The sequence below is a fragment of the Methanocalculus sp. MC3 genome, assembly GCF_054767395.1.
The window spans coordinates 32,223-50,577 of record NZ_BAABMP010000005.1; the positions used below are offsets into that span (position 1 = coordinate 32,223).

Consider the following 18,355-nt stretch of genomic DNA (forward strand, 5'->3'; position numbering starts at 1 on the left):
GTTAGGTAGACAATTAAGTACCGGTATGTTCATCGGCATCGATCACGGAACAACAGCAATCCGGTTTGCATCTGAGACCGCCGAGTTTAAAATGAGCCGGAGTGAGGCGAGATCCTTTAGGATCCATGATCTCACACGGCTCTCCCCCCTTGACGAGATAGAGGGGATCGCGCTCTGCTACTCGATGGGGGATAATTTCACCGCGATCACCCCGGTTCAAAGACTCACAAACCGCGGTATTGTAACCCGGGAGGGAGCAGGCGAGCATGTCGGCGGAGGCACGAAGGTCTTTGACGAGGTCGCGGGATCCGGCATCCCGGCAGTTGCAATACCTGGGATTCACCGTGGATCAGATACCGATCCAAGATTCAAAATATATTCACATCAGACGAGTCCTGAGAAGATCGGGATCGCCTACCTTGTTTCACATGATCTGGGGGATACCTTCGTCGTTTCCGATACCAGTTCCAATACCGTCACCCTCCTTGTGAGAGAGGGGAGAATTATCGGGGCATTCGATGCCTGCATCTTTGCACCGGGAACCAGGCACGGCGCACTTGATGTCGATGCAATACGGCGGATCGATAGCCACCAGCAGACCGCAAACGAGGCTTTCATGCAGGCGGGGGTCAGCTCTACCATGCCGGAAGATCTTCAGATGAAGACTGTCGCACTCTTTGCTGCAATGGAGATTGCATCCATGCTCCTCCTTGCAAAAGATGCCCGGGTGGCACTTGCAGGATCCTGCGCCCCCGTCATTGCAGACGAGGTGCAATCCCTCATTGGACGTGAAATTGCCATCTATGACGAATGGGCAGCAGCACGCGGCCTCTCAATGATTGCACGGGATATTGCCGGAGGAAATAGAGAGATTCTTGGAATCCCGGTCATTTTTGATATGATCTGAAAAGTCATTCACCGATTTTGAATCCCCCATGCCGTAATTATATATGATTAATCGTGTAAGATTATATGGGGTTTTTCTTGAGAGAATTACGCATCCATGGAAGAGGAGGACAGGGCTCCGTCACCGCGGCAGAACTCATCGCAGTTGCCGCATTTCAGGGCGGAGTCTTTGCCCAGGCTTTTCCTGCTTTTGGTGTCGAACGACGTGGCGCTCCGGTGCAGGCGTTTGTTCGGTTTAGTGACGAGAAGATCCGGCTCCGAAGCCAGGTGTACGAACCTGACTACATCATCGTGCAGGACAGCACGCTGATTGCGGACATCAATGTCTTTGCAGGAATGAAACCGGGAGGAATTGCCATTATCAATACGGAAAAAACCGGCGGCTATTCTGCTCCTGAGGGTGTTTCGATCATTACAATCGATGCAACCAAAATCGCACTCGAAGAGATCGGGCTTCCGATCACAAACACCGCTCTGATGGGTGCTTTTGCCGCAGCAACCGGTGAGATTGAGTTTTCCGCACTGGAAGACGCACTTCGCGGACGATTCGAAGGCAAGCTCGCCGACACGAATATCAAGGCCTCGCAAAGGGCATATGAGATGATTAAAGGAGGCAGCGCATAATGCCGCTCAATATCGGATGCACTGCCCGGCCCGGCAAAGGCCGTGACAATCGAACAGGTTCATGGCGGGTCTTCTACCCGATCTTTGAGAAGGATACGTGTACCGGGTGCGGGATCTGTTCGCTGATCTGTCCTGAAGGCTGTATCGAAGTGAAGGGAGAAAAAGAGTATATTCCAGATCTCGACTACTGCAAAGGCTGCGGCCTCTGTGCAGAAGAGTGTCCAGGAGATGCGATCAAGATGGAAAAGGAGGAGAAATAATGAAAGAGATACTTGAGGGATCACACGCAGTTGCCGAGGCAACAAGGCTCTGCCGTCCGGAAGTGATCGCCGCATACCCAATCACTCCCCAGACCCATATCGTCGAGGCGCTCGCCCAGATGGTTGCAGACTGCCGCCTGCAGTCGGAATACATCTGTGTCGAGAGTGAGTTCTCAGCACTCTCTGCCTGCCTGGGTGCATCTGCTGCGGGATCGCGCACCTACTCGGCAACCACCTCACAGGGACTTGCCCTGATGTTTGAGGTCTGTTTCAATGTTGCAGGGATGCGCCTTCCGATCGTGATGACGATTGCAAACCGCGCAATGAGCGCCCCACTCTCAATCTGGAATGATCAACAGGACTCAATCGCACTCCGTGATTCAGGCTGGATCCAATTCTATGCAGAAGACAACCAGGAGGCACTTGATCTCCACATCCTGGCATACAGAGTCTGTGAGGACCACGACATCCTCCTCCCGGCCTTCGTCTGTTTCGATGGGTTTATCCTTACCCACACCTACGAGCCGGTTGACATGCCTTCCCAGGAAGAGGTCGATGCCTACCTCCCGGCATTCAACCCATACCAGAAACTCGATGCAAAGGACCCGATATCGTTTGGAATGTACGCAACGCCGGATTACTACCTTGAATTCAGGTACGAAAACCAGCGGGCGATGCTCCGTACAAAAGAGGCGATCCGGAAATATGGCGCCCTCTTTGGCGAACAGTTCGGAAGAGATTATTCCGGACTCATCGAGGGGTACAAGCTTGAAGATGCAGAGACAGCCATCATTGCGATGGGCTCAATCTGCGGAACCGTCAAGGACGCAATCGACGAGATGCGGGCTGACGGCAAAAAAGTCGGGCTCCTGAAGATCCGCTGCTACAGGCCATTCCCTGACGAGGAGATTGCAAGCGCTCTCTCCCATATCAAAACCGTTGCTGTACTTGACAAGAATGTCTCTCTTGGATCAAAAGGTGCAGTTGCACTTGAGGTAAAAGACGCACTCTATGGCTCATCAATCGATGTCTACGATTACATCCTCGGCCTCGGAGGACGGGACATCCGGAAGAAGGATATCAAAGCAATCGTGGATCTTGCCGAGAAGGGATCAGGCGATATGTTCTATGGACTGCGCGAGGAGTTGTTGTAAATGGTTGATAAAACATTAGAGCTGTTCGAGTGCGGCCACCGTGCCTGTGGAGGGTGCGGAGCAGCAAGTGCAGTCAGGATGATCCTGAAAGGGGCAGGTGAAAACACCATCGTCGTCTCACCAACCGGCTGCCTTGAGGTCTTCTCGACACCCTACCCTGAGACTGCCTGGAAGGTTCCATGGATTCATTCGCTCTTTGAGAATGCAAGTGCGGTTGCCTCCGGAGTCGAAGCGTCACTTAAAAGACAGGGAAGGAAGGAGAAGGTCATTATCATCGGAGGGGACGGAGCAACGGTTGATATCGGGATGCTCTGCCTCTCCGGCGCCTTTGAGCGGAACCACGATATCACCTATATCTGCTATGACAATGAGGCGTACATGAACACCGGCATCCAGCGATCCGGTGCAACACCCTTTGATGCCAGCACAACAACAAGCCCGGCGGGATCCTGTTCCATGGGGAACAAGCATCAGAAGAAGGATGTTCCCGCGATCCTTGCTGCCCATGGTGCACCCTATGTTGCAACAGCAACAATGGCATACCCGACCGATCTCATGAAGAAGGTCGAAACAGCAGTCAACACACCGGGCGCCTGCTACATCCAGGTGCATGCTCCCTGCTGCACTGGATGGGGTTTTGAGGGGAGTAAGACCCTTGAAGTCGGCAAACTGGCGGTTGAGACAGGACTCTGGGTCAACTACGAGATGATCGATGGTGTTGTGAAGAAGGCTAAGAAGGTCAAACGAAAACCGGTCGAAGAATATCTCTCTGTCCAAAAACGGTTCCGCCACCTCTTCAAGCCAAAGAAAAATGAAGAGGAGATTGCAAAAATCCAGGCGATCGCCGATAGAAATGCAGAGAAGTTTGGAATCGATCTCTAACCATCTTTTATATGAAAATGCATGGGAACACCCATCATTTTCATCTTGTATGCCTGTTGCCCCAGATGGCATCATGAGCATTTTTTAAGTATTCCCGCAATTCCCATCATAAAGAGACAGATTGAGGGGAAACTGAAAAGACAAAAGCCTCTTCGCTTTTTTGCGTGAGTAGTTTGAAGCACGTGCGGCGCGGGTATCGGGGGGCGGGGTAGCGAGGGAGCAGGATGACAGAGGTGATAAAACCTTGCTCATCAGAGCAACCTGAAAGGCGATTCGAAAGAATCGGGTTTTATCTGCTCAGGCAGCCCCGAAGCATTCCCGCTCCTCCCGGCGCTGCATGTGCGGTCAGCCAGTACAACCTCATTGCGAAGCACTTGCGGACGGGGACGGGGTGGTGGCAATCTCTGTGGTTCTTTCTCTCGGTGACCGGGTTCAATCAAGGTACATTCGAAAACCAATCTCATATAGGCAGGATTTCAATCCATTTGAACCTCCATGGTTCCTGAATATTCTGAGCCAGAGTGAACAGTTCCTCGTGCATGATTCAAACCCCAAATTAGCAAATTGTTGACTCGAACCCTATTGAAAACCCGCAACAGATCAGCGAAGATCCAGACAAAAAAAGAGAGAGTGGCTACTCCCTCCTGGATGCTGCTCTCATCGAATAGTAGCCAAAGAGCAGGATGATCATAAATACAACCCAGATCGTCCCAAATACAGAGAGTATAAAAAGCCGTAGTTCGTCATAAAACCTGATCTCAGCATACCGGGTACTCTCCCAGAGGATGGTTGTCTGGTTCTCCCCGACAAGCACACTTCCCCCCTGGCTGACATATCCAAGCAGCGGGTTGTCTACAAAATAGACTCCCGGCAGAGAGATGGTGACATTATAGGGTGTTTTGAAGAGAGCAGAGAATGAGTTGCCATCCAGATCCCCTTCATATGCGATGATATAATCTCCCTCTGGAAAGGTGATCACAGAATTCCTCTGCTCATCATAGGAGACCTCGCCATGAACACCCATAACCCGTATCTCACGGACGGAGATAGGAACTGCCTCACCAAGGTACCCGGGTTTTGTGAACTGGTAGCTATCTGCATCAGTTATTTCCACTGAAGCAGAGTAGCTACTGGCGTTCTCATTAATCGAGAACGTAGCATTCTGCGCAAAAGCAGGCGATGCCAGAATCAGAGCTGCAAGGCAGAGAGCAAGGCAGGTAAGGTGGCATCTATCTCGGTTGGTGGACTGCATTGTTGAATCACCGTCTCTGGATCTTTCAGCAGGTGGCCTGTCACGACACATACGATTCGTTCATCCGGATCGATCACACCCATCTCTACCAGTTTCTTTATCCCTGCAACCGATGCCGCAGATGCAGGTTCAACCCCGATCCCCTCCAACCGTGCAAGATCCCTCTGCATTGAGAGGATCTCTGCATCGCTGACGGATTCGGCAAGGCCTCCGGTCTCCCGGATCGCCCGAAGCGCCTTCTCTGCATTCACGGGAGCACCTATACGGATAGCTGTTGCTATTGTCTCAGGATTTTCATCCGGCACCACCACAGGGAGATCACCCTTGATCGCCCGGACAACCGGGGCTGACCCTTCTGCCTGGATACCAGTCATCATCGGGAGGGAGTCAATCCAGCCGAGTGACTGCCACTCTGTGAGACCCTTGTGCACCGCAGAGATATTTCCTGCATTGCCAACCGGGAGGACGAGCCGGTCAGGAACAGATCCAAGCTGATCGATCACCTCATACCCGATGGTCTTCTGCCCTTCAAGCCGGTACGGGTTTACAGAATTTAAGAGATAGATCCCATGCGAGATGCAGAGCTCATGAACCATCTCGAGGGTGCGGTCAAAATTGCCGGCAACCGAGATGACCCGCGCACCATGCATCAGTGCCTGTGCAATCTTTCCAATTGCAACCTTTCCTGCCGGTAGGAGGACTACTGCCGGGATCCCGGCCCGGGCAGCATAGGCAGCAAGGCTGGCTGAGGTATTGCCGGTGCTCGCGCAGGCGACCATCTTCATATTGAGCTGAAGCGCCATTGAAACCCCAAGGGTCATACCTCGATCTTTAAATGAGCCCGTCGGGTTCATCCCTTCATGCTTGGCGTAGAGATGCGGAAGACCAAGCGATTCCCCAATCCTTTTCAGATGGTAGAGCGGAGTCCCTCCTTCCTGGAGTGTTACCGGAGGAATTTCAACCGGGAGCAGCTCCCGGTACCGCCAGACTGAAAGGGGGCGGTTTGAGAGATCAGATCTGGAGATTGAGATCTCATCCAGATCATACTCCACCGCAAGGAGATGCCCACATGCAGAACAGGTATACACCACAGAATCGGGAGGATATTCCTTTTTGCAATGGATACAGATGAGACGATGCATATCTACAGATTCGAGCCGAAAGATAATAAGGAGAGGGTATCAGGCCTTGAGATCATACCGTGCATCATCCTGGAAAGGAAAACGTCTCCGGACTGATGCAACATAGTCAGCATCCACATCTGCTACAATACACGCCTCATCCCCCCCTGCGCTGCAGAGGGTTTTTCCGAGGGGATCAGCAATTGCCGATCTGCCACAATAGTGATCGATTGGGTTTGTTCCGGTGGGGGAGACACCTGCAACATAATACTGGTTCTCAACTGCACGGGCCTGCAGAAAAAGTGTGAAGATATCAATTCTGCTGCACGGCCATGCTGCCGGAACCAGCATACACTCAACCCCGAGATCGGCATACCGCCTGAAGAGTTCAGGGAACCTCAGGTCATAGCAGATGGCAAGGCCGACCATAAGCCCGTCGCAGGAGCAGGCCGAGAGCCGATCTCCGGGCACAAAATGTTGATCTTCACCCGCATATCTGAAGAGATGTGTCTTTGCATATCGTGCATGCACAGAGCCATCAGGAGCTGCAATGAAGGCGGTATTCTGGATACCAACCGGTGACTGTGTCCTCTGCGACCCAACGATCCAGACTCCGTGGTCTTCAGCCATCTGACACCAGGCAGACTCAATCGGACCTCCTTTCTCCTCGGCATACTTTGTTGAGGAAGGATCCCACCCGGTTGCATACTGTTCAGGAAAGAGAACAAGATCAGCACCTGATGCAACTGCACTCCGTATGGCATCGTCTGCACGGGCAAGATTTGTATCTGGTGCCTCCGGAACTGAGCCGAGCTGGGCACAACAGATCTTCACTCTATTCACCCTTGCCAGTCTGGTTGGCATATCCTTTCAGAATAACAACGATCGCAACCATCGCTATCAGCATGGCGATGACAAAGAGGACGATCGGAGCAAATGAGATCTGGTATCCCAGTGTCATCAGGCCGACAACGACTGCACCGATTATCATGCAGAGACCCATGAAGAGGAAGAAGAGATCAAAACTGTCAATGTGTACCATCTATATACCTCCAACAAGAATCGGGAACGCCTGCCGAAGTCCGGTAATGACGAACTGAACAGCAATTGCGATCAGCATCATACCCATCAGCCTTCCAATGACACGGTACTCCCGCGGCCCGATATATTTTGTGATTAGATCAGCATTCTTCATCATATAATAATTCACCAGAATCACAAGCACACAGAGAATCAGTATTGCACCCATTGCTTCAATACCGATATCAACCGCCTCATTCATCAGGACAATGACAGTTGTGATCGTTCCCGGACCAGCTATCATCGGGATTGCAATAGGCATCATGGCGACATCATCCGCATCAATGCCCTCATACTTTTCTGTGGCAGTCATCTTGGTGCGTGATGTCTTTGCATAGACCATCTCCATACCGATTCCAAAGAGGAGAATACCGCCAGCAACACGGAATGCCTCAAGTGAGATGCCAAAGAGCTGCAGGATAGCCCCCCCGGCAATTGCAAAAGTCAGAATGACGAAAAGTGCAACCCTGTTGGCCTCAAATGCCACCCTCAGCCTTGTTGCCCGATCCATTGAATCAGTCAGGCTTACATAGATAAGCGTCGCTGCCAGTGGATTGAGCACAATCACAATCGATGAGAGTGACAGAAGGACAAAGGTCAGCAGATCGACCATCAGGAAAATGTAGATCCTCTTCCCTTAAGCCAATTGTGGCTCGAAAATAAGAGTGTGGAGGTGATTTTGGTATTATTCGTAGATCATCGGTTCTGCAAGAGCAGCATATCCGATCAGATCAGTGTCATTGAAGTGGATTTTGATCTCGCGCTCTGCTGATGCATCCGAATCAGAGGCATGGATGACATTTCTTCCGATATCAATGGCGAAATCGCCACGGATAGTACCGGGAAGCGCCTCTGCCGGATTGGTTGCACCAACCAGAAGCCTGACGATTGGGACGACATTTTTTCCTTCCCAGACCATCAGGAAGACGGGACCGCTTGTGATATAGGCCTTCAGACCAGGGAAGAAAGGTTTTTCAAGGTGTTCCCGGTACTGTTCCTGGACACGATCATCCGGAAGCGCCTCAAAGCGGGCTGCGACCAGTTTCAGACCTTTCTTCTCAAAGCGGGAGATGATCTCACCGACCAGTCCGCGCTGGACGCCATCGGGTTTGACCATCACAAAGGAGCGCTCCATTGGAGAATCACTCCTTGCCACGGGCCTTGCGACCCATTGCAGTCCACTCGACACGGCGTGGGACCCTGCGGAGCCGGTAGTTGCTCTGGCACTTGGAAGAGCAGAAATAAAAGACTGCCCCGTCTTTTCGCACAAAGAGTTTGCCGGTTCCAGGCTCGAGTTCTTCTCCGCAGAAACTGCAGGTATACTTCTCAACCATCGGCTTCACCGCCTCGAGAGCTTCTTTGCTTCACGTTCCGTCTCAAGGAGCATGAGGATATCCCCCTCACGGATCGGCCCGAATGTATTCCGGGTGATGATCCGCCCCTTGTTTGGGCCATCGAGGATACGGCACTTCACCTGGGATGCTTCTCCGTGCATCCCTGTAAGACCAATCACTTCAATGACTTCTGCCGGCGTTCCATTATCAGCCATAGAAGACTCAGCCTCTCAGTGCTTCAACCTGTTTCACAAGCTCTTCGACAATATCCTTGCCTTTGCCGGATTTGACAATTGCAACAGCAGCTGATCCGACATCAAGGCCGCAGGCGGCACCGATCTCGGCCTGTTTGTTAATGAAAATAAACGGTATCTGCTTCTCTGCGCAGAGCGGCGGAAGATGCATCACGATCTCTTCGGGCTCTACGTCACTGCCGATCAGAACAAGCTGGGCAATACCGCGTTCAATAGCTTTTGTTGCTTCATTGGATCCTTTCTTAATCTTTCCGGTGTCCCGTGCAAGTTCAAGTGCTTCAAGCGCATTGTTCTGAAGCTCTTCGGGGACTTCAAACTGTTGGTACATCTTTGACATAGCTCACCTCATTCAGGAGAAGACTGGCTCCTCCTTCATCACTCATCAGCGGTATAAGAACCGATGCTGGCGTAACCATATTATTACACAGAGAAGGGGGATAAAGGTTCGTCTGCATGACCGATCAGACCACCTGATAGACCGCTGTACCTCCCTCATCAAATTGGAGAATGAGACCGGTTTTTGGGAGGGTGACCAGGTAGTGTTCTTCTTCAAACGCTCCGACAACGATATGGGTGATACCATATTCCTCAAGAAGCGCCGGGCTTTTCCCAGGATCCTCATAGAGTGCCCTGACATCTGTTATTCGTTTACTGTACCATCCATCATCTGATCTCCAGACTATCTCATGGCCGGGCCACCCGAGGATGGTTGGAATACCTGTAAAGGACGATATACGACTGGCATAGGTGTAATCGTCTCCAATAGCTTCAACGATCAGGAGATTGCCTTCAAGAGAACCGAGATACCGGATCGCAGCTGCATCACCGGGATGGCGATCTTCCAGCCAGGCCGCGCCATCAAGGGTGCCCGACCCATATCCATAGGTGAGGGGTATATAGGCCGGGATCAGGAGGAGGCAGATCACCACCCCGGAGATGCATATCAATTTCAGAGGCAAGGGAATCGCGCGCGGTAGCTGGAGAGATGAGAGCCAGCGGCCGGCGATGACAGCCGCTGCAAGCCCCATCATCACCCAGGCACCCATATAGAATTTAAAGACCGTATTCATCCGAAAATAGTCAACACCCATGCCGTCCTTCAGGTAGATCAGTTCACAGAAGGTGATGACCAGAAGACCGGCAATTGCCAGGATATCTTCCCCCTTCCATTCACGCCGGAGACCGATAAGGAGAGCAGCAAGAATGGCAATCCCTGCAGCCCCATATCCCGCATACCACATCAGCACGGGAATGGCAAGCAGCCATGGGAACCTTTGGAGCTCGCGCCAGCCATAGAGGAGAAAGATTGCGATGAAGAAGCCATGGACGAGAAGGAACGAAGTGATTGCACTCCCTTCAGGTACAATTCCAATGCCAAGGATCCCTGAGCCCTCGATGGAGAGGAGAAGCGGTGCATAGGCAAGAATGGAGAGAGGCGGCACCAGCAGGAGCGGAAGCCAGGATCGAGGATCCTTATTGGCATATCGGAGAGCGATGAGAATCGACACACCACAGTAGAAGGGGGCATACAGGAGGACATCCCAGGAGTTCAGTCCGGGCATCGTCCCAAGTGACAGGGCAAGAAGGGCGGCCAGGATAAGCCGATCCCTCATATCCAGATCGCCATACCTGAGGTACATCACCAGGCAGAGGGTGACAAAGAGGATCTGATTGAAGATACCGAGGATATGCGCATGCGGATCCCCCCAGAAGAAAGAGAATATAGGATATTCATTGATTGTTCCGGCGATAACGCGGGTACTCTCCCATGGTATCGAGGCAAGTGGCGTGCCAGCGATCAGATGCCAGAGAACGGCTGGGTTTGGGAGAAGAAGGATGAGAGCCGGGAGCCATTGGTATTTTGGGAGCAGCAGATATCCGCATGCAACCGCCGATACAACAGCCATTCCTGCAATGGTCGGGAGCATAAGGTTGAAGACAACCGATGACTCGCCACCCACAATAATCCCAAGAACCCCGGAGAACCAGTGGCCGAGATAGTAGTAGATCGAGAGATCACCACCCGCAAACCAGGGATCAAGAGGCGGAGCAACCGGGTTTCGCATCACCGAGGCAAGAAAGGCATGATCCATATACTTCTCGGCAAATGAGATCGCCGGATTGAAGATGCGGATCTCAAGAAGATAGAGAAAACCAACAAGAAATGCGCCATCCCAAAGAAGCTGTGGTTTCAGATCCGACCATCTGTACTCCCGCCGGATTATCATCAGGGCACAAAGAAGAACAAAGAAGATTGCGGCAATGGCTACCGGGAGATGGAGAAAACCGAGATACCAGGATATGAGTGAGAAACAGAGGAGCGAGAGAGGATAGGAGAGAGGATATGCAAGATCTCCAAGTGACCCCCTGAGAGAGGGATAAAGGGAGATCTGGAGGAGCTTCAGAACCGCAATCCATAGAAGAACAGTTTGTATCTGAACCTCAATGCCGACCATAGATCTCCTTCTTTATATCTCCTGAATATGCCCGTTTCAGGAGTGAGACTGTCCAGTTGCCGAAGTAGTAGATCGAGGCAACACCCCCGACAAGAGTCACCACATTCTTGATGAGATGATCGATAATGGCAATGAGAACCGCAGTTCCTGCTGAGACACCTGCAAGCTCAAACGTCATCGCAAGTGCCAGTTCATAGGTTCCGATACCACCAGGGGTTATCGGCACTGCCTTCACCAGGTTGCCGATGACGATCGCAAGCACAATCACCATAAAAGGAACCGGCTCACCGAACATCATTGCTACCAACATGCATACGAGGCAGTCGATAATCCAGATTATGAGAGAGGAGAACAAAAGGAAGAAGAGTGCCCGCGGGGTCTGGGATACCGATCGGATCTGTGAGAGAATCTCGATAATCTTACCCAGTATCCGGTTCTCTGATGAGAATTTCCCCGAAAAGATAAGGACAATACCAAAAAGGAGACCGAGAATAAGGACAAGGCCAATGAGCATCGAGAACCAGGGTTCCTGGCCAACAACAAACGGGAGCGCGATCGCACCAATGAGGGCAATAGTGAGAATATCAAAAACCCGCTCGGTGAGAACCGAGGAAAATCCGACAGTATAGGTAGCCCCCTTCTCATGTTTGAGGATAAGAAGACGGATCAGATCGCCAAGTCGTGCAGGGACGATCAGGTTTGCCGTCTGGGAGACAAAGATGCAGGCGATTGAAAATATGGTTTCTACCTGAAGAGAGAGACGCATCAGAATAAACCGGTACCGTTCTCCTCTGAGGTACCATGCAAGCAGACAGACAATAACAGCAGGAAGAAGATAGAGTGGATCTGCTTCCCTTACTGTGATCAGGAGATCATCCCAGACACGGGAGAGGAGAAACACGATGATCGCAACAGCAATCAGGGTAGATACGATGACAGTACTAATCTTTCTCAGCATGAAGACGCCACCTGAGCCTGAGGATCTCTGATCCCATCCCTGTTACATCAGAGAGTTTGACGGTTGTCCCCTTTCCCTGCTGCCATCTTACAGGGAATTCACAGACACGAAATCCATGTCTTTGTGCGAGCACGAGTAGTTCCGTGTCCCAGAACCAGTGGGGAGCCACAACAGTTGGAAGGAGTGCTTCAAGATTGTCACGTGAGAATGCCTTGAACCCGCACTGGTGATCATACAGGCGGCTCCCCAGGATCATCCGGACAAGGGCGTTATATCCCCTGCTTGCAATCTCCCTTTTATTATCCCGATCGATTTTGGATTCCGGCATCAGGCGTGAGCCGGTGGCAATAGCACACCCCGAACGTATTGCATCAACAAGTTCCCTCAGGTGAGCCATATCGGTAGCCAGATCGACATCATAGTAGCAGAATATCCGGCCCCCTGAGGCATGGAAGGCACGGGTGAGCGCCCTTCCCCGCCCAAGCCGCTCATCTGAGTGGAGGAGGCGGATACGGGGATCACGCCCTTCCCATTCAAGAACCAGCTCTGCACTCCCATCATCTGATCCATCCTCTGCCACCAGCAGTTCGAAAGAGCCGGTGATCTCCTCAAGCCTGCGGATAGATTCGGGAATGGCAGTTTCGAGTGCCAACCGATCATTATAGACAGGGATGACCGCTGTCACCTCACACTCCTTCAATCCGACCACTCCAGTACACGCCGGGCTACATCTTCACCAGCACGGATTGATCCGTCCATGCTCCGTTCAGGATAGTTCTCAGGAGAAAACATCCCGGCAATGAAAAGGCCGGGTGCCGGGTTTGGATCCGGGATCAATGATCGATAACCGGTCACATAGACCGGACCTGCAAATGGTTCTATCCTGAGGCGGTGCCAGTGAATATGCTCACGAGGAATCTCAAATCTGATGCAGAAGTCAGATAACATGACCTCTTCGCAGTCTTCTGGGGGATTACCTGAGAAGTACGAGGCAATGTAGACGATATGCTCACCGTACCGATCAAATGGAACAAAGTTGGTATGGGTTATGACCGCTCCATATGGTGCAGGATCACCCATATTCACCCAGTAGATGCCGTCGGTCGGATCATAAGAGGAAGCAAGTGTGAGGCAGGCGGAACCCTGATAGGGAAGAGGAGTGAGCGGGATGGAGCATATTCGTGCAGTCTCCTGCGGTGGAAGTGTCGAGATGAGGCAGTCAAACCGGGTGCCATCCACAATCCATCCCACTTCGTCGGGAATTGCAGAAACAACCTTATGGCCGGTCTCAACCCTGCATCCTTCTGCATTCAGGCGCAGGAGAAGGCTATCGATCAGCCGGATATAGCCACCCTTCAGATAACCCAGCCGCTCTCCTTCAGGACCGCGATCTGATCTGATCGCAATCCGGCTGACAAGCCAGGCAGCAGATACCTCATCTCTCTGATCCCCGAATTTTGATCGCAATAATGGTTCAAAAAAGGAAGAGTAGATCCGCTCACCCAGACGCTCAATACAGTATTCCCGGGCAGAGAGGGTATCCAGCGTCTCACGATCTGCGGATCTGGATCTGAGGACAAAGAGGGCGAGTCGGATCTTCTCAAAGAAAGAGAGGAGAGGATAACGGATGATCTGGAGCGGTGTCGTCAGAGGATGAATCTGTTGATTTACCATATATCCTGTGCTCCCTTTCTGCCACTCGAGATCCCGGAGTAGATCAAGTTCTTCCAGAAGAGAGAGGAGGAAGCGATCGCCTGAGAAGCAATGATGATATAGGGACTCTATTGCATAATCGGGGAGATTATAGGAGGAGAGGCATCCTCCTGCCTCATCACTCATCTCAAGAATTGTCACCTCATGATGTCCTGATAAGCGAAGTGCAGCTGAAAGCCCGGTGAGTCCTCCACCGATTACGCAAATATGCATGCATCTTATGTGATATCAGGGAGCATAAGAAAGTTTTTGAATCTTTCCATCATATAAACTAAGAAGCCATAAATAGAGGAGATACTAAAGGTAAAACCATTAGTGTGGATGGTGTCATCTAAATGCGGGTATTTTTCATTGGATTTGGACAGGCGGGAGGCAAAATCGTCGATATGTTCCTTGCCCAGGACAGGAAACTGCAACAGGGCAGTTTCCGCGGTATTGCCGTCAATACGGCAAGAACCGACCTTATGGGCCTTAAACACATTGAAATGAAAGACAGGCTCCTTATTGGCCAGACAGTTGTAAAAGGGCATGGTGTTGGAACAGACAATGTAACCGGCGCAAAAATTGCGGCAGATGAAATTGACACCATCATTAATGCGATCGACACACGCGGAACACATGATATCGATGCCTTTGTCGTCGTTGCAGGGCTTGGGGGAGGTACCGGTTCAGGAGGTACCCCGGTTCTCTGCAGGCACTTGAAACGCATCTATCGTGAGCCGGTCTATGCACTTGGCATGATCCCGGCACCAGAAGAAGGCCGGCTCTATTCTTACAATGCTGCCCGCAGTCTTGCCACACTCGTAAATGAAGCCGACAATACCTTCATCTTCGACAACAGTGCATGGAAAAATGAAGGAGAGAGTGTCAAGAGTGCCTATGAAAGGCTGAATGAAGAGCTTGTCAGGAGATTCGGTGTTCTCTTCCGCGCTGGCGAGGTCGGTAAGCTGGGTGTCGGCGAGATGGTCGTTGACTCTTCAGAGATCATCAACACACTAAGGGGAGGAGGAATATCCACAATCGGGTATGCAATCTCCGACGTGATCACCAAAAGCAAGCAAAAGAAAGGTCTCTTTGCAGGATTTGGCAAGAAAGATAAGGCTGAGAATTCCCTCACCGGCGAGGATAAATCTGCAAAGATCATCGGACTTGTCAGAAGAGCCATGCTCGGCAGGTTGACACTTCCTTGTGATTATACAACCGCCGAGCGGGCACTGGTGTTGGTTGCCGGCCCTCCTGACGAGATGGACAGGAAGGGGGTTGAAAAATCCAAATCCTGGGTAGAAGAGAACATCGCAGGAGTCGAGGTCCGTGGAGGCGACTATCCACTGGAATCGAGCTTTATCGCCGCTGTGGTCGTCCTCGCAACCATCGGGAATGCCCCCAGAATTACCGAACTCCTTGAAGTGGCTAAAGAAACAAAACAGGACGTTATAAAATCCAAAGACAGGCAATCAACCATGTTCGAGGATGCGATCGATCCGCTCTTTGAATGAGGAGAATTAAGATGAAGATACGGTTACTACTGACTATACTACTCGCCTGCTGTGCACTCTGTTGCATCTCTGCATCTGCAGCGCTCACAATACTGCCACCAACAGGCATACAGACAGGAGATTTGACACCAGGTACAAGAATGACTATTGATACCACTATAACAGAATTCTTATCAGGTTCTGGTTCAACATTCCCTTCAGATAATACTTTACAATTATATACTGATCTTGATACACCAAGATGGAATATAGCAATTGTCCTCAATGGAATAGAGAACCCTCGACCCCTTGAAACAGGTAGAACCATACGAATAACCGGTTTTGAACTGGAATATCCATCATCAATGGATCTTAAGGTACGTGTGAATCTTGAAGGAGTAGTTCCTGATGTTCCCACTACAATGGATAAAAGTATTCTCCGTATTCGTCAGCTTGACTCAGGTGATACCGTCAGATCCGGTGGTGAGTATCTCGTCACACGTGCTGTGATAAACCCCGCAGAGGTGCAAACCGCGATTGTCTCAGCAAAAGGGAATCTCCAGGTATTTAAGAGCAAGATCGATGCTGTAAAAGCAGATGGCGTGGATACAACCGCAGTTGATGCCAAGTACAATGCTGCACAGATTGCCCTCCAAAGTGCAGAAGCAGCAGGAGCAAATGTCGGACTTGCCCAATCATATCTGACTAGTGCACGGACGGCCATTACAGATGGCGAAACGCTTCTTGAGAAAGCCATTGTCCAGCATAAAATCACGAGTGCCGAAGGTGTACTCTCGGAGATAGACGGCGTTATTACGGATTTAACAACAAACCGGAGTATGGGGTCGGATTCACGGGTTGTATTAATCTCCTCAAAGCGGCAGAGCGTTAAAAACCAGATAGACACCGCAAAGGGCAATTATGACGCAAATAATCTTGCCCTTGCAGAGAGGCAGGCAACTGATGCACTGAATGAAGGTAACACCGTGCTTGCTGAAGCGCGTGAGCTTCAGGAACAGGTTTCAACACTCCCTGTTTTCGTTAATCCAGGACAGCCTTACCTCTGGATCATCCTTGGTGCTGTCGCTATAATTATCGTTGGTTTTGTGGTTATGAAAAAGAGAAGAGCCTGGGATGAGCTGGGATAATCACCCCATATTTTATCAACATTTTGAAATAATTACCCTCGCTGAAGCACAATATTCTATTTTCCTTCTTGTAAAAAAGAGATTATAATTATATAAGAAGACATTCTATAAAACTTTTGTGTGTCTGAACACATCATATCTTTTACTGCCCATCTCCGTCTGACGGGTGAAGTAATACCGGATGAGATCTCCCTTCACCTCATGGTAGGTTACCCAGTAGCTGTGTTTGAGGGTTGTCTTCTCAAATCCAGGGATGTCATCATAACTCTCCTGGTCATGAGTGATGATCAGGTCAAAGTTTCCTGCCATGAGGGAGCCCTTGTTGGACTTCCCTCCAAAATACGTGATCTTCGACCAGCGATCCTCATCACGATAATACCAGTTGAGCGGCCATATGGTATCTGTGGCAATGGCAATCCGATCAGATTCATCGATCCATTGCATAACAAGACGGAGATCTTCAGAGTTCTGTACCTGTACAATCGGCTCGGCGATATCACAGGGAGTGAATGCCACATGAAGCGTCATCCCGAGGAGGAGGACTGTACCCAGTGCCACAACAACCATCTTCTGGCGGTCAAGCCTGTAAGTTGCAACAAAGACCATTGGAAGTAGCTGGTGCAGGATGAGCCAGGGAACTTTCTCACCGATATAGGCATAGACGGCAAGAGATGCAATCATCCACCAGAGAGAGAACCTGATGAACTCTGTCTTTGGATCATAAGCGACACCGGATTCAGGGCGCCTGAGGGACGATGATATTCGTTCGATCAGGGAGGCAGATTTAGATAGTCCCGATGGATCACACTCGTCAACTCGATCCTGTGGAGAGTGTTTCTGGGATCTCACATATGCTGCTACACACCCGCAAAATCCCATTCCAGCCAGAAGGATGATCGGCACCTCATAGAGGACGAAGAGTATCAGGTAGAAGAACCATGGTCCGGCAAGCCGCTGGATCCCATGCATCTCTGTCCAGTGGGAGATTGCCATCTGACCGGCTTGCAGGACAATCTCCGGGTGCGCTCCAAATGATGAATAAAAGAGGGCAATAACCCCTCCGGCAAGAGCTGTTGCAAGCAGGATATCCCTCCTCCACGTCCGGGGGAAGACAAGACGCCGTGTCCATAGGCAATAGATGAGATAGGTTCCAAAGATAACAAGGACAATGGGCATATTCTCCTTGCTTGACATCCCAAGGGCTGCTGCAAGCCCTGCAACAAGTGCAAACCTGAGCTTCCCGGAGTTGAAGTACGCGAGGGCGGCAACAACCAGCAGAAGCGAGAAGAACGCGATGAAGATATCATTTCGGAGGAATCTCGAAAAATAAACCATGTTTGGGGATAGTGCCAGGAATAATGCCGCAACAAGCATCTGCTTACCGTCAAGATATCCCATTCTGTAAAGGGGATAGACAAGGGCAACAAGCAGGGTTCCAAGGAATGCCGGGAGGAGTCGGCCGACGAGATCAAAATCCCCAAAGATCGAGAAGAGGGCGGCTGTTGCATAGAAGAGAAATGGTCCATGGAAGACCGGATTATAGACATAAGTCCCTTTTGTCAGGAGCTGATAGGCAAACCAGGCATGTACCGCCTCGTCATGGTGATACAACTTCAGATCCAGAAATGCAAACCGCAGGATCAGGGTTGCCAGGAGAATACAAATGAAGAGCGACTCCGGTTTAAGGAGCCGATGATAAAAATGGGTATCTGATGCGGCTTTCATGCCGCTATCTCAC

The 18,355-nt window shown here is 50.9% G+C and carries 21 protein-coding genes; 7 read left to right on the forward strand and 14 right to left on the reverse strand.

The genetic code is table 11. The annotated features are described in order from the left end of the window. The first annotated feature begins 25 nt into the window (after positions 1-25). From ACYUBO_RS08970 to ACYUBO_RS08990, 5 genes are all read left to right on the forward strand, one after another. The gene (locus ACYUBO_RS08970) at positions 26-907 is read left to right on the forward strand and encodes a methanogenesis marker 12 protein (protein WP_460373750.1); all 882 of its coding nucleotides are present in this window, start codon (positions 26-28) and stop codon (positions 905-907) included. Positions 908-984: 77 nt separating this feature from the next. After that, positions 985-1,530: a pyruvate ferredoxin oxidoreductase subunit gamma gene (locus ACYUBO_RS08975; protein ID WP_460373752.1), complete on the forward strand. Its 546-nt coding sequence runs from the start codon at positions 985-987 to the stop codon at positions 1,528-1,530. Continuing rightward, positions 1,530-1,790, forward strand: a complete 261-nt coding sequence (locus ACYUBO_RS08980; protein WP_460373754.1) for a 4Fe-4S binding protein — start codon at positions 1,530-1,532, stop codon at positions 1,788-1,790. The genes ACYUBO_RS08975 and ACYUBO_RS08980 overlap by 1 nt, the downstream gene beginning before the upstream one ends. Continuing rightward, complete coding sequence (porA, locus tag ACYUBO_RS08985; protein ID WP_460373756.1) at positions 1,790-2,944, forward strand: pyruvate synthase subunit PorA; 1,155 nt, start codon at positions 1,790-1,792, stop codon at positions 2,942-2,944. Before ACYUBO_RS08980 ends, porA begins: the two co-directional genes overlap by 1 nt. Next, a complete protein-coding gene (locus ACYUBO_RS08990) occupies positions 2,945-3,826 on the forward strand; it encodes a thiamine pyrophosphate-dependent enzyme (RefSeq protein ID WP_460373758.1) in 882 nt (293 codons plus the stop codon). 634 nt (positions 3,827-4,460) lie between these two features. Here ACYUBO_RS08990 and ACYUBO_RS08995 read toward each other — a convergent pair. From ACYUBO_RS08995 to ACYUBO_RS09055, 13 genes are all read right to left on the reverse strand, one after another. Next, the gene (locus ACYUBO_RS08995) at positions 4,461-5,078 is read right to left on the reverse strand and encodes a DUF5803 family protein (RefSeq protein WP_460373760.1); all 618 of its coding nucleotides are present in this window, start codon (positions 5,076-5,078) and stop codon (positions 4,461-4,463) included. After that, positions 5,015-6,220 carry a threonine synthase gene (gene thrC, locus ACYUBO_RS09000; protein ID WP_460373762.1) on the reverse strand — a complete coding sequence of 402 codons (1,206 nt, stop codon included), beginning with the start codon at positions 6,218-6,220 and terminating at the stop codon, positions 5,015-5,017. The genes ACYUBO_RS08995 and thrC overlap by 64 nt, the downstream gene beginning before the upstream one ends. Positions 6,221-6,259: 39 nt before the next feature. Then, the gene (locus ACYUBO_RS09005) at positions 6,260-7,033 is read right to left on the reverse strand and encodes a nitrilase-related carbon-nitrogen hydrolase (RefSeq protein WP_300334740.1); all 774 of its coding nucleotides are present in this window, start codon (positions 7,031-7,033) and stop codon (positions 6,260-6,262) included. Between the two features lies 1 nt (position 7,034). After that, positions 7,035-7,241 carry a hypothetical protein gene (locus ACYUBO_RS09010; protein ID WP_460373764.1) on the reverse strand — a complete coding sequence of 69 codons (207 nt, stop codon included), beginning with the start codon at positions 7,239-7,241 and terminating at the stop codon, positions 7,035-7,037. Then, positions 7,242-7,892 (reverse strand): MarC family protein, encoded by a 651-nt coding sequence (locus ACYUBO_RS09015; RefSeq protein WP_300332158.1) that lies wholly within the window; start codon positions 7,890-7,892, stop codon positions 7,242-7,244. Between the two features lie 72 nt (positions 7,893-7,964). After that, complete coding sequence (gene ndk, locus ACYUBO_RS09020) at positions 7,965-8,414, reverse strand: nucleoside-diphosphate kinase (RefSeq protein ID WP_300332156.1); 450 nt, start codon at positions 8,412-8,414, stop codon at positions 7,965-7,967. 7 nt (positions 8,415-8,421) lie between these two features. Continuing rightward, positions 8,422-8,613, reverse strand: coding sequence for a 50S ribosomal protein L24e (locus tag ACYUBO_RS09025; protein ID WP_300332154.1), 192 nt, complete (start codon positions 8,611-8,613; stop codon positions 8,422-8,424). A gap of 5 nt (positions 8,614-8,618) precedes the next feature. Next, a complete protein-coding gene (locus ACYUBO_RS09030; RefSeq protein ID WP_211530851.1) occupies positions 8,619-8,828 on the reverse strand; it encodes a 30S ribosomal protein S28e in 210 nt (69 codons plus the stop codon). Between the two features lie 7 nt (positions 8,829-8,835). Next, the gene (rpl7ae, locus tag ACYUBO_RS09035) at positions 8,836-9,204 is read right to left on the reverse strand and encodes a 50S ribosomal protein L7Ae (protein ID WP_292736721.1); all 369 of its coding nucleotides are present in this window, start codon (positions 9,202-9,204) and stop codon (positions 8,836-8,838) included. A 124-nt stretch (positions 9,205-9,328) separates the two neighbouring features. After that, entirely contained in the window at positions 9,329-11,323 is a 1,995-nt protein-coding gene (locus tag ACYUBO_RS09040; protein ID WP_460373769.1) for a Chlor_Arch_YYY domain putative glycosylation protein, read from the reverse strand. After that, positions 11,310-12,281, reverse strand: a complete 972-nt coding sequence (locus ACYUBO_RS09045; RefSeq protein WP_460373771.1) for a lysylphosphatidylglycerol synthase transmembrane domain-containing protein — start codon at positions 12,279-12,281, stop codon at positions 11,310-11,312. Before ACYUBO_RS09045 ends, ACYUBO_RS09040 begins: the two co-directional genes overlap by 14 nt. Beyond that, entirely contained in the window at positions 12,265-12,981 is a 717-nt protein-coding gene (locus ACYUBO_RS09050; protein ID WP_300331376.1) for a dolichyl-phosphate beta-glucosyltransferase, read from the reverse strand. Before ACYUBO_RS09050 ends, ACYUBO_RS09045 begins: the two co-directional genes overlap by 17 nt. Continuing rightward, on the reverse strand, positions 12,978-14,207 hold the full coding sequence (locus ACYUBO_RS09055) for an FAD-dependent oxidoreductase (protein WP_460373775.1): 1,230 nt from the start codon (positions 14,205-14,207) through the stop codon (positions 12,978-12,980). Before ACYUBO_RS09055 ends, ACYUBO_RS09050 begins: the two co-directional genes overlap by 4 nt. A 122-nt stretch (positions 14,208-14,329) precedes the next feature. On the opposite strand from ACYUBO_RS09055, the gene ACYUBO_RS09060 reads away from it, so the two are divergent. Continuing rightward, on the forward strand, positions 14,330-15,490 hold the full coding sequence (locus ACYUBO_RS09060) for a tubulin/FtsZ family protein (protein ID WP_300331370.1): 1,161 nt from the start codon (positions 14,330-14,332) through the stop codon (positions 15,488-15,490). A gap of 344 nt (positions 15,491-15,834) precedes the next feature. Next, positions 15,835-16,617: a hypothetical protein gene (locus ACYUBO_RS09065; RefSeq protein WP_460373777.1), complete on the forward strand. Its 783-nt coding sequence runs from the start codon at positions 15,835-15,837 to the stop codon at positions 16,615-16,617. A 105-nt stretch (positions 16,618-16,722) separates the two neighbouring features. Here the strand turns inward: ACYUBO_RS09065 and ACYUBO_RS09070 are convergent, their stop codons facing one another. Then, entirely contained in the window at positions 16,723-18,342 is a 1,620-nt protein-coding gene (locus ACYUBO_RS09070; protein WP_460373779.1) for a flippase activity-associated protein Agl23, read from the reverse strand. Between the last annotated feature and the right edge of the window lie 13 nt (positions 18,343-18,355).

What these genes read in the sequence shown, in the direction of transcription:
- ACYUBO_RS08970 (WP_460373750.1), top strand. Translation starts at nt 26, where the DNA reads ATGTTCATCGGCATCGATCACGGAACAACAGCAATCCGGTTTGCATCT.
- ACYUBO_RS08980 (WP_460373754.1), top strand. Translation starts at nt 1,530, where the DNA reads ATGCCGCTCAATATCGGATGCACTGCCCGGCCCGGCAAAGGCCGTGAC.
- porA (WP_460373756.1), top strand. Translation starts at nt 1,790, where the DNA reads ATGAAAGAGATACTTGAGGGATCACACGCAGTTGCCGAGGCAACAAGG.
- ACYUBO_RS08990 (WP_460373758.1), top strand. Translation starts at nt 2,945, where the DNA reads ATGGTTGATAAAACATTAGAGCTGTTCGAGTGCGGCCACCGTGCCTGT.
- ACYUBO_RS08995 (WP_460373760.1), bottom strand. Translation starts at nt 5,078, where the DNA reads ATGCAGTCCACCAACCGAGATAGATGCCACCTTACCTGCCTTGCTCTC.
- thrC (WP_460373762.1), bottom strand. Translation starts at nt 6,220, where the DNA reads ATGCATCGTCTCATCTGTATCCATTGCAAAAAGGAATATCCTCCCGAT.
- ACYUBO_RS09010 (WP_460373764.1), bottom strand. Translation starts at nt 7,241, where the DNA reads ATGGTACACATTGACAGTTTTGATCTCTTCTTCCTCTTCATGGGTCTC.
- ACYUBO_RS09015 (WP_300332158.1), bottom strand. Translation starts at nt 7,892, where the DNA reads ATGGTCGATCTGCTGACCTTTGTCCTTCTGTCACTCTCATCGATTGTG.
- ndk (WP_300332156.1), bottom strand. Translation starts at nt 8,414, where the DNA reads ATGGAGCGCTCCTTTGTGATGGTCAAACCCGATGGCGTCCAGCGCGGA.
- ACYUBO_RS09025 (WP_300332154.1), bottom strand. Translation starts at nt 8,613, where the DNA reads ATGGTTGAGAAGTATACCTGCAGTTTCTGCGGAGAAGAACTCGAGCCT.
- ACYUBO_RS09030 (WP_211530851.1), bottom strand. Translation starts at nt 8,828, where the DNA reads ATGGCTGATAATGGAACGCCGGCAGAAGTCATTGAAGTGATTGGTCTT.
- rpl7ae (WP_292736721.1), bottom strand. Translation starts at nt 9,204, where the DNA reads ATGTCAAAGATGTACCAACAGTTTGAAGTCCCCGAAGAGCTTCAGAAC.
- ACYUBO_RS09040 (WP_460373769.1), bottom strand. Translation starts at nt 11,323, where the DNA reads ATGGTCGGCATTGAGGTTCAGATACAAACTGTTCTTCTATGGATTGCG.
- ACYUBO_RS09045 (WP_460373771.1), bottom strand. Translation starts at nt 12,281, where the DNA reads ATGCTGAGAAAGATTAGTACTGTCATCGTATCTACCCTGATTGCTGTT.
- ACYUBO_RS09055 (WP_460373775.1), bottom strand. Translation starts at nt 14,207, where the DNA reads ATGCATATTTGCGTAATCGGTGGAGGACTCACCGGGCTTTCAGCTGCA.
- ACYUBO_RS09060 (WP_300331370.1), top strand. Translation starts at nt 14,330, where the DNA reads ATGCGGGTATTTTTCATTGGATTTGGACAGGCGGGAGGCAAAATCGTC.
- ACYUBO_RS09065 (WP_460373777.1), top strand. Translation starts at nt 15,835, where the DNA reads ATGGATCTTAAGGTACGTGTGAATCTTGAAGGAGTAGTTCCTGATGTT.
- ACYUBO_RS09070 (WP_460373779.1), bottom strand. Translation starts at nt 18,342, where the DNA reads ATGAAAGCCGCATCAGATACCCATTTTTATCATCGGCTCCTTAAACCG.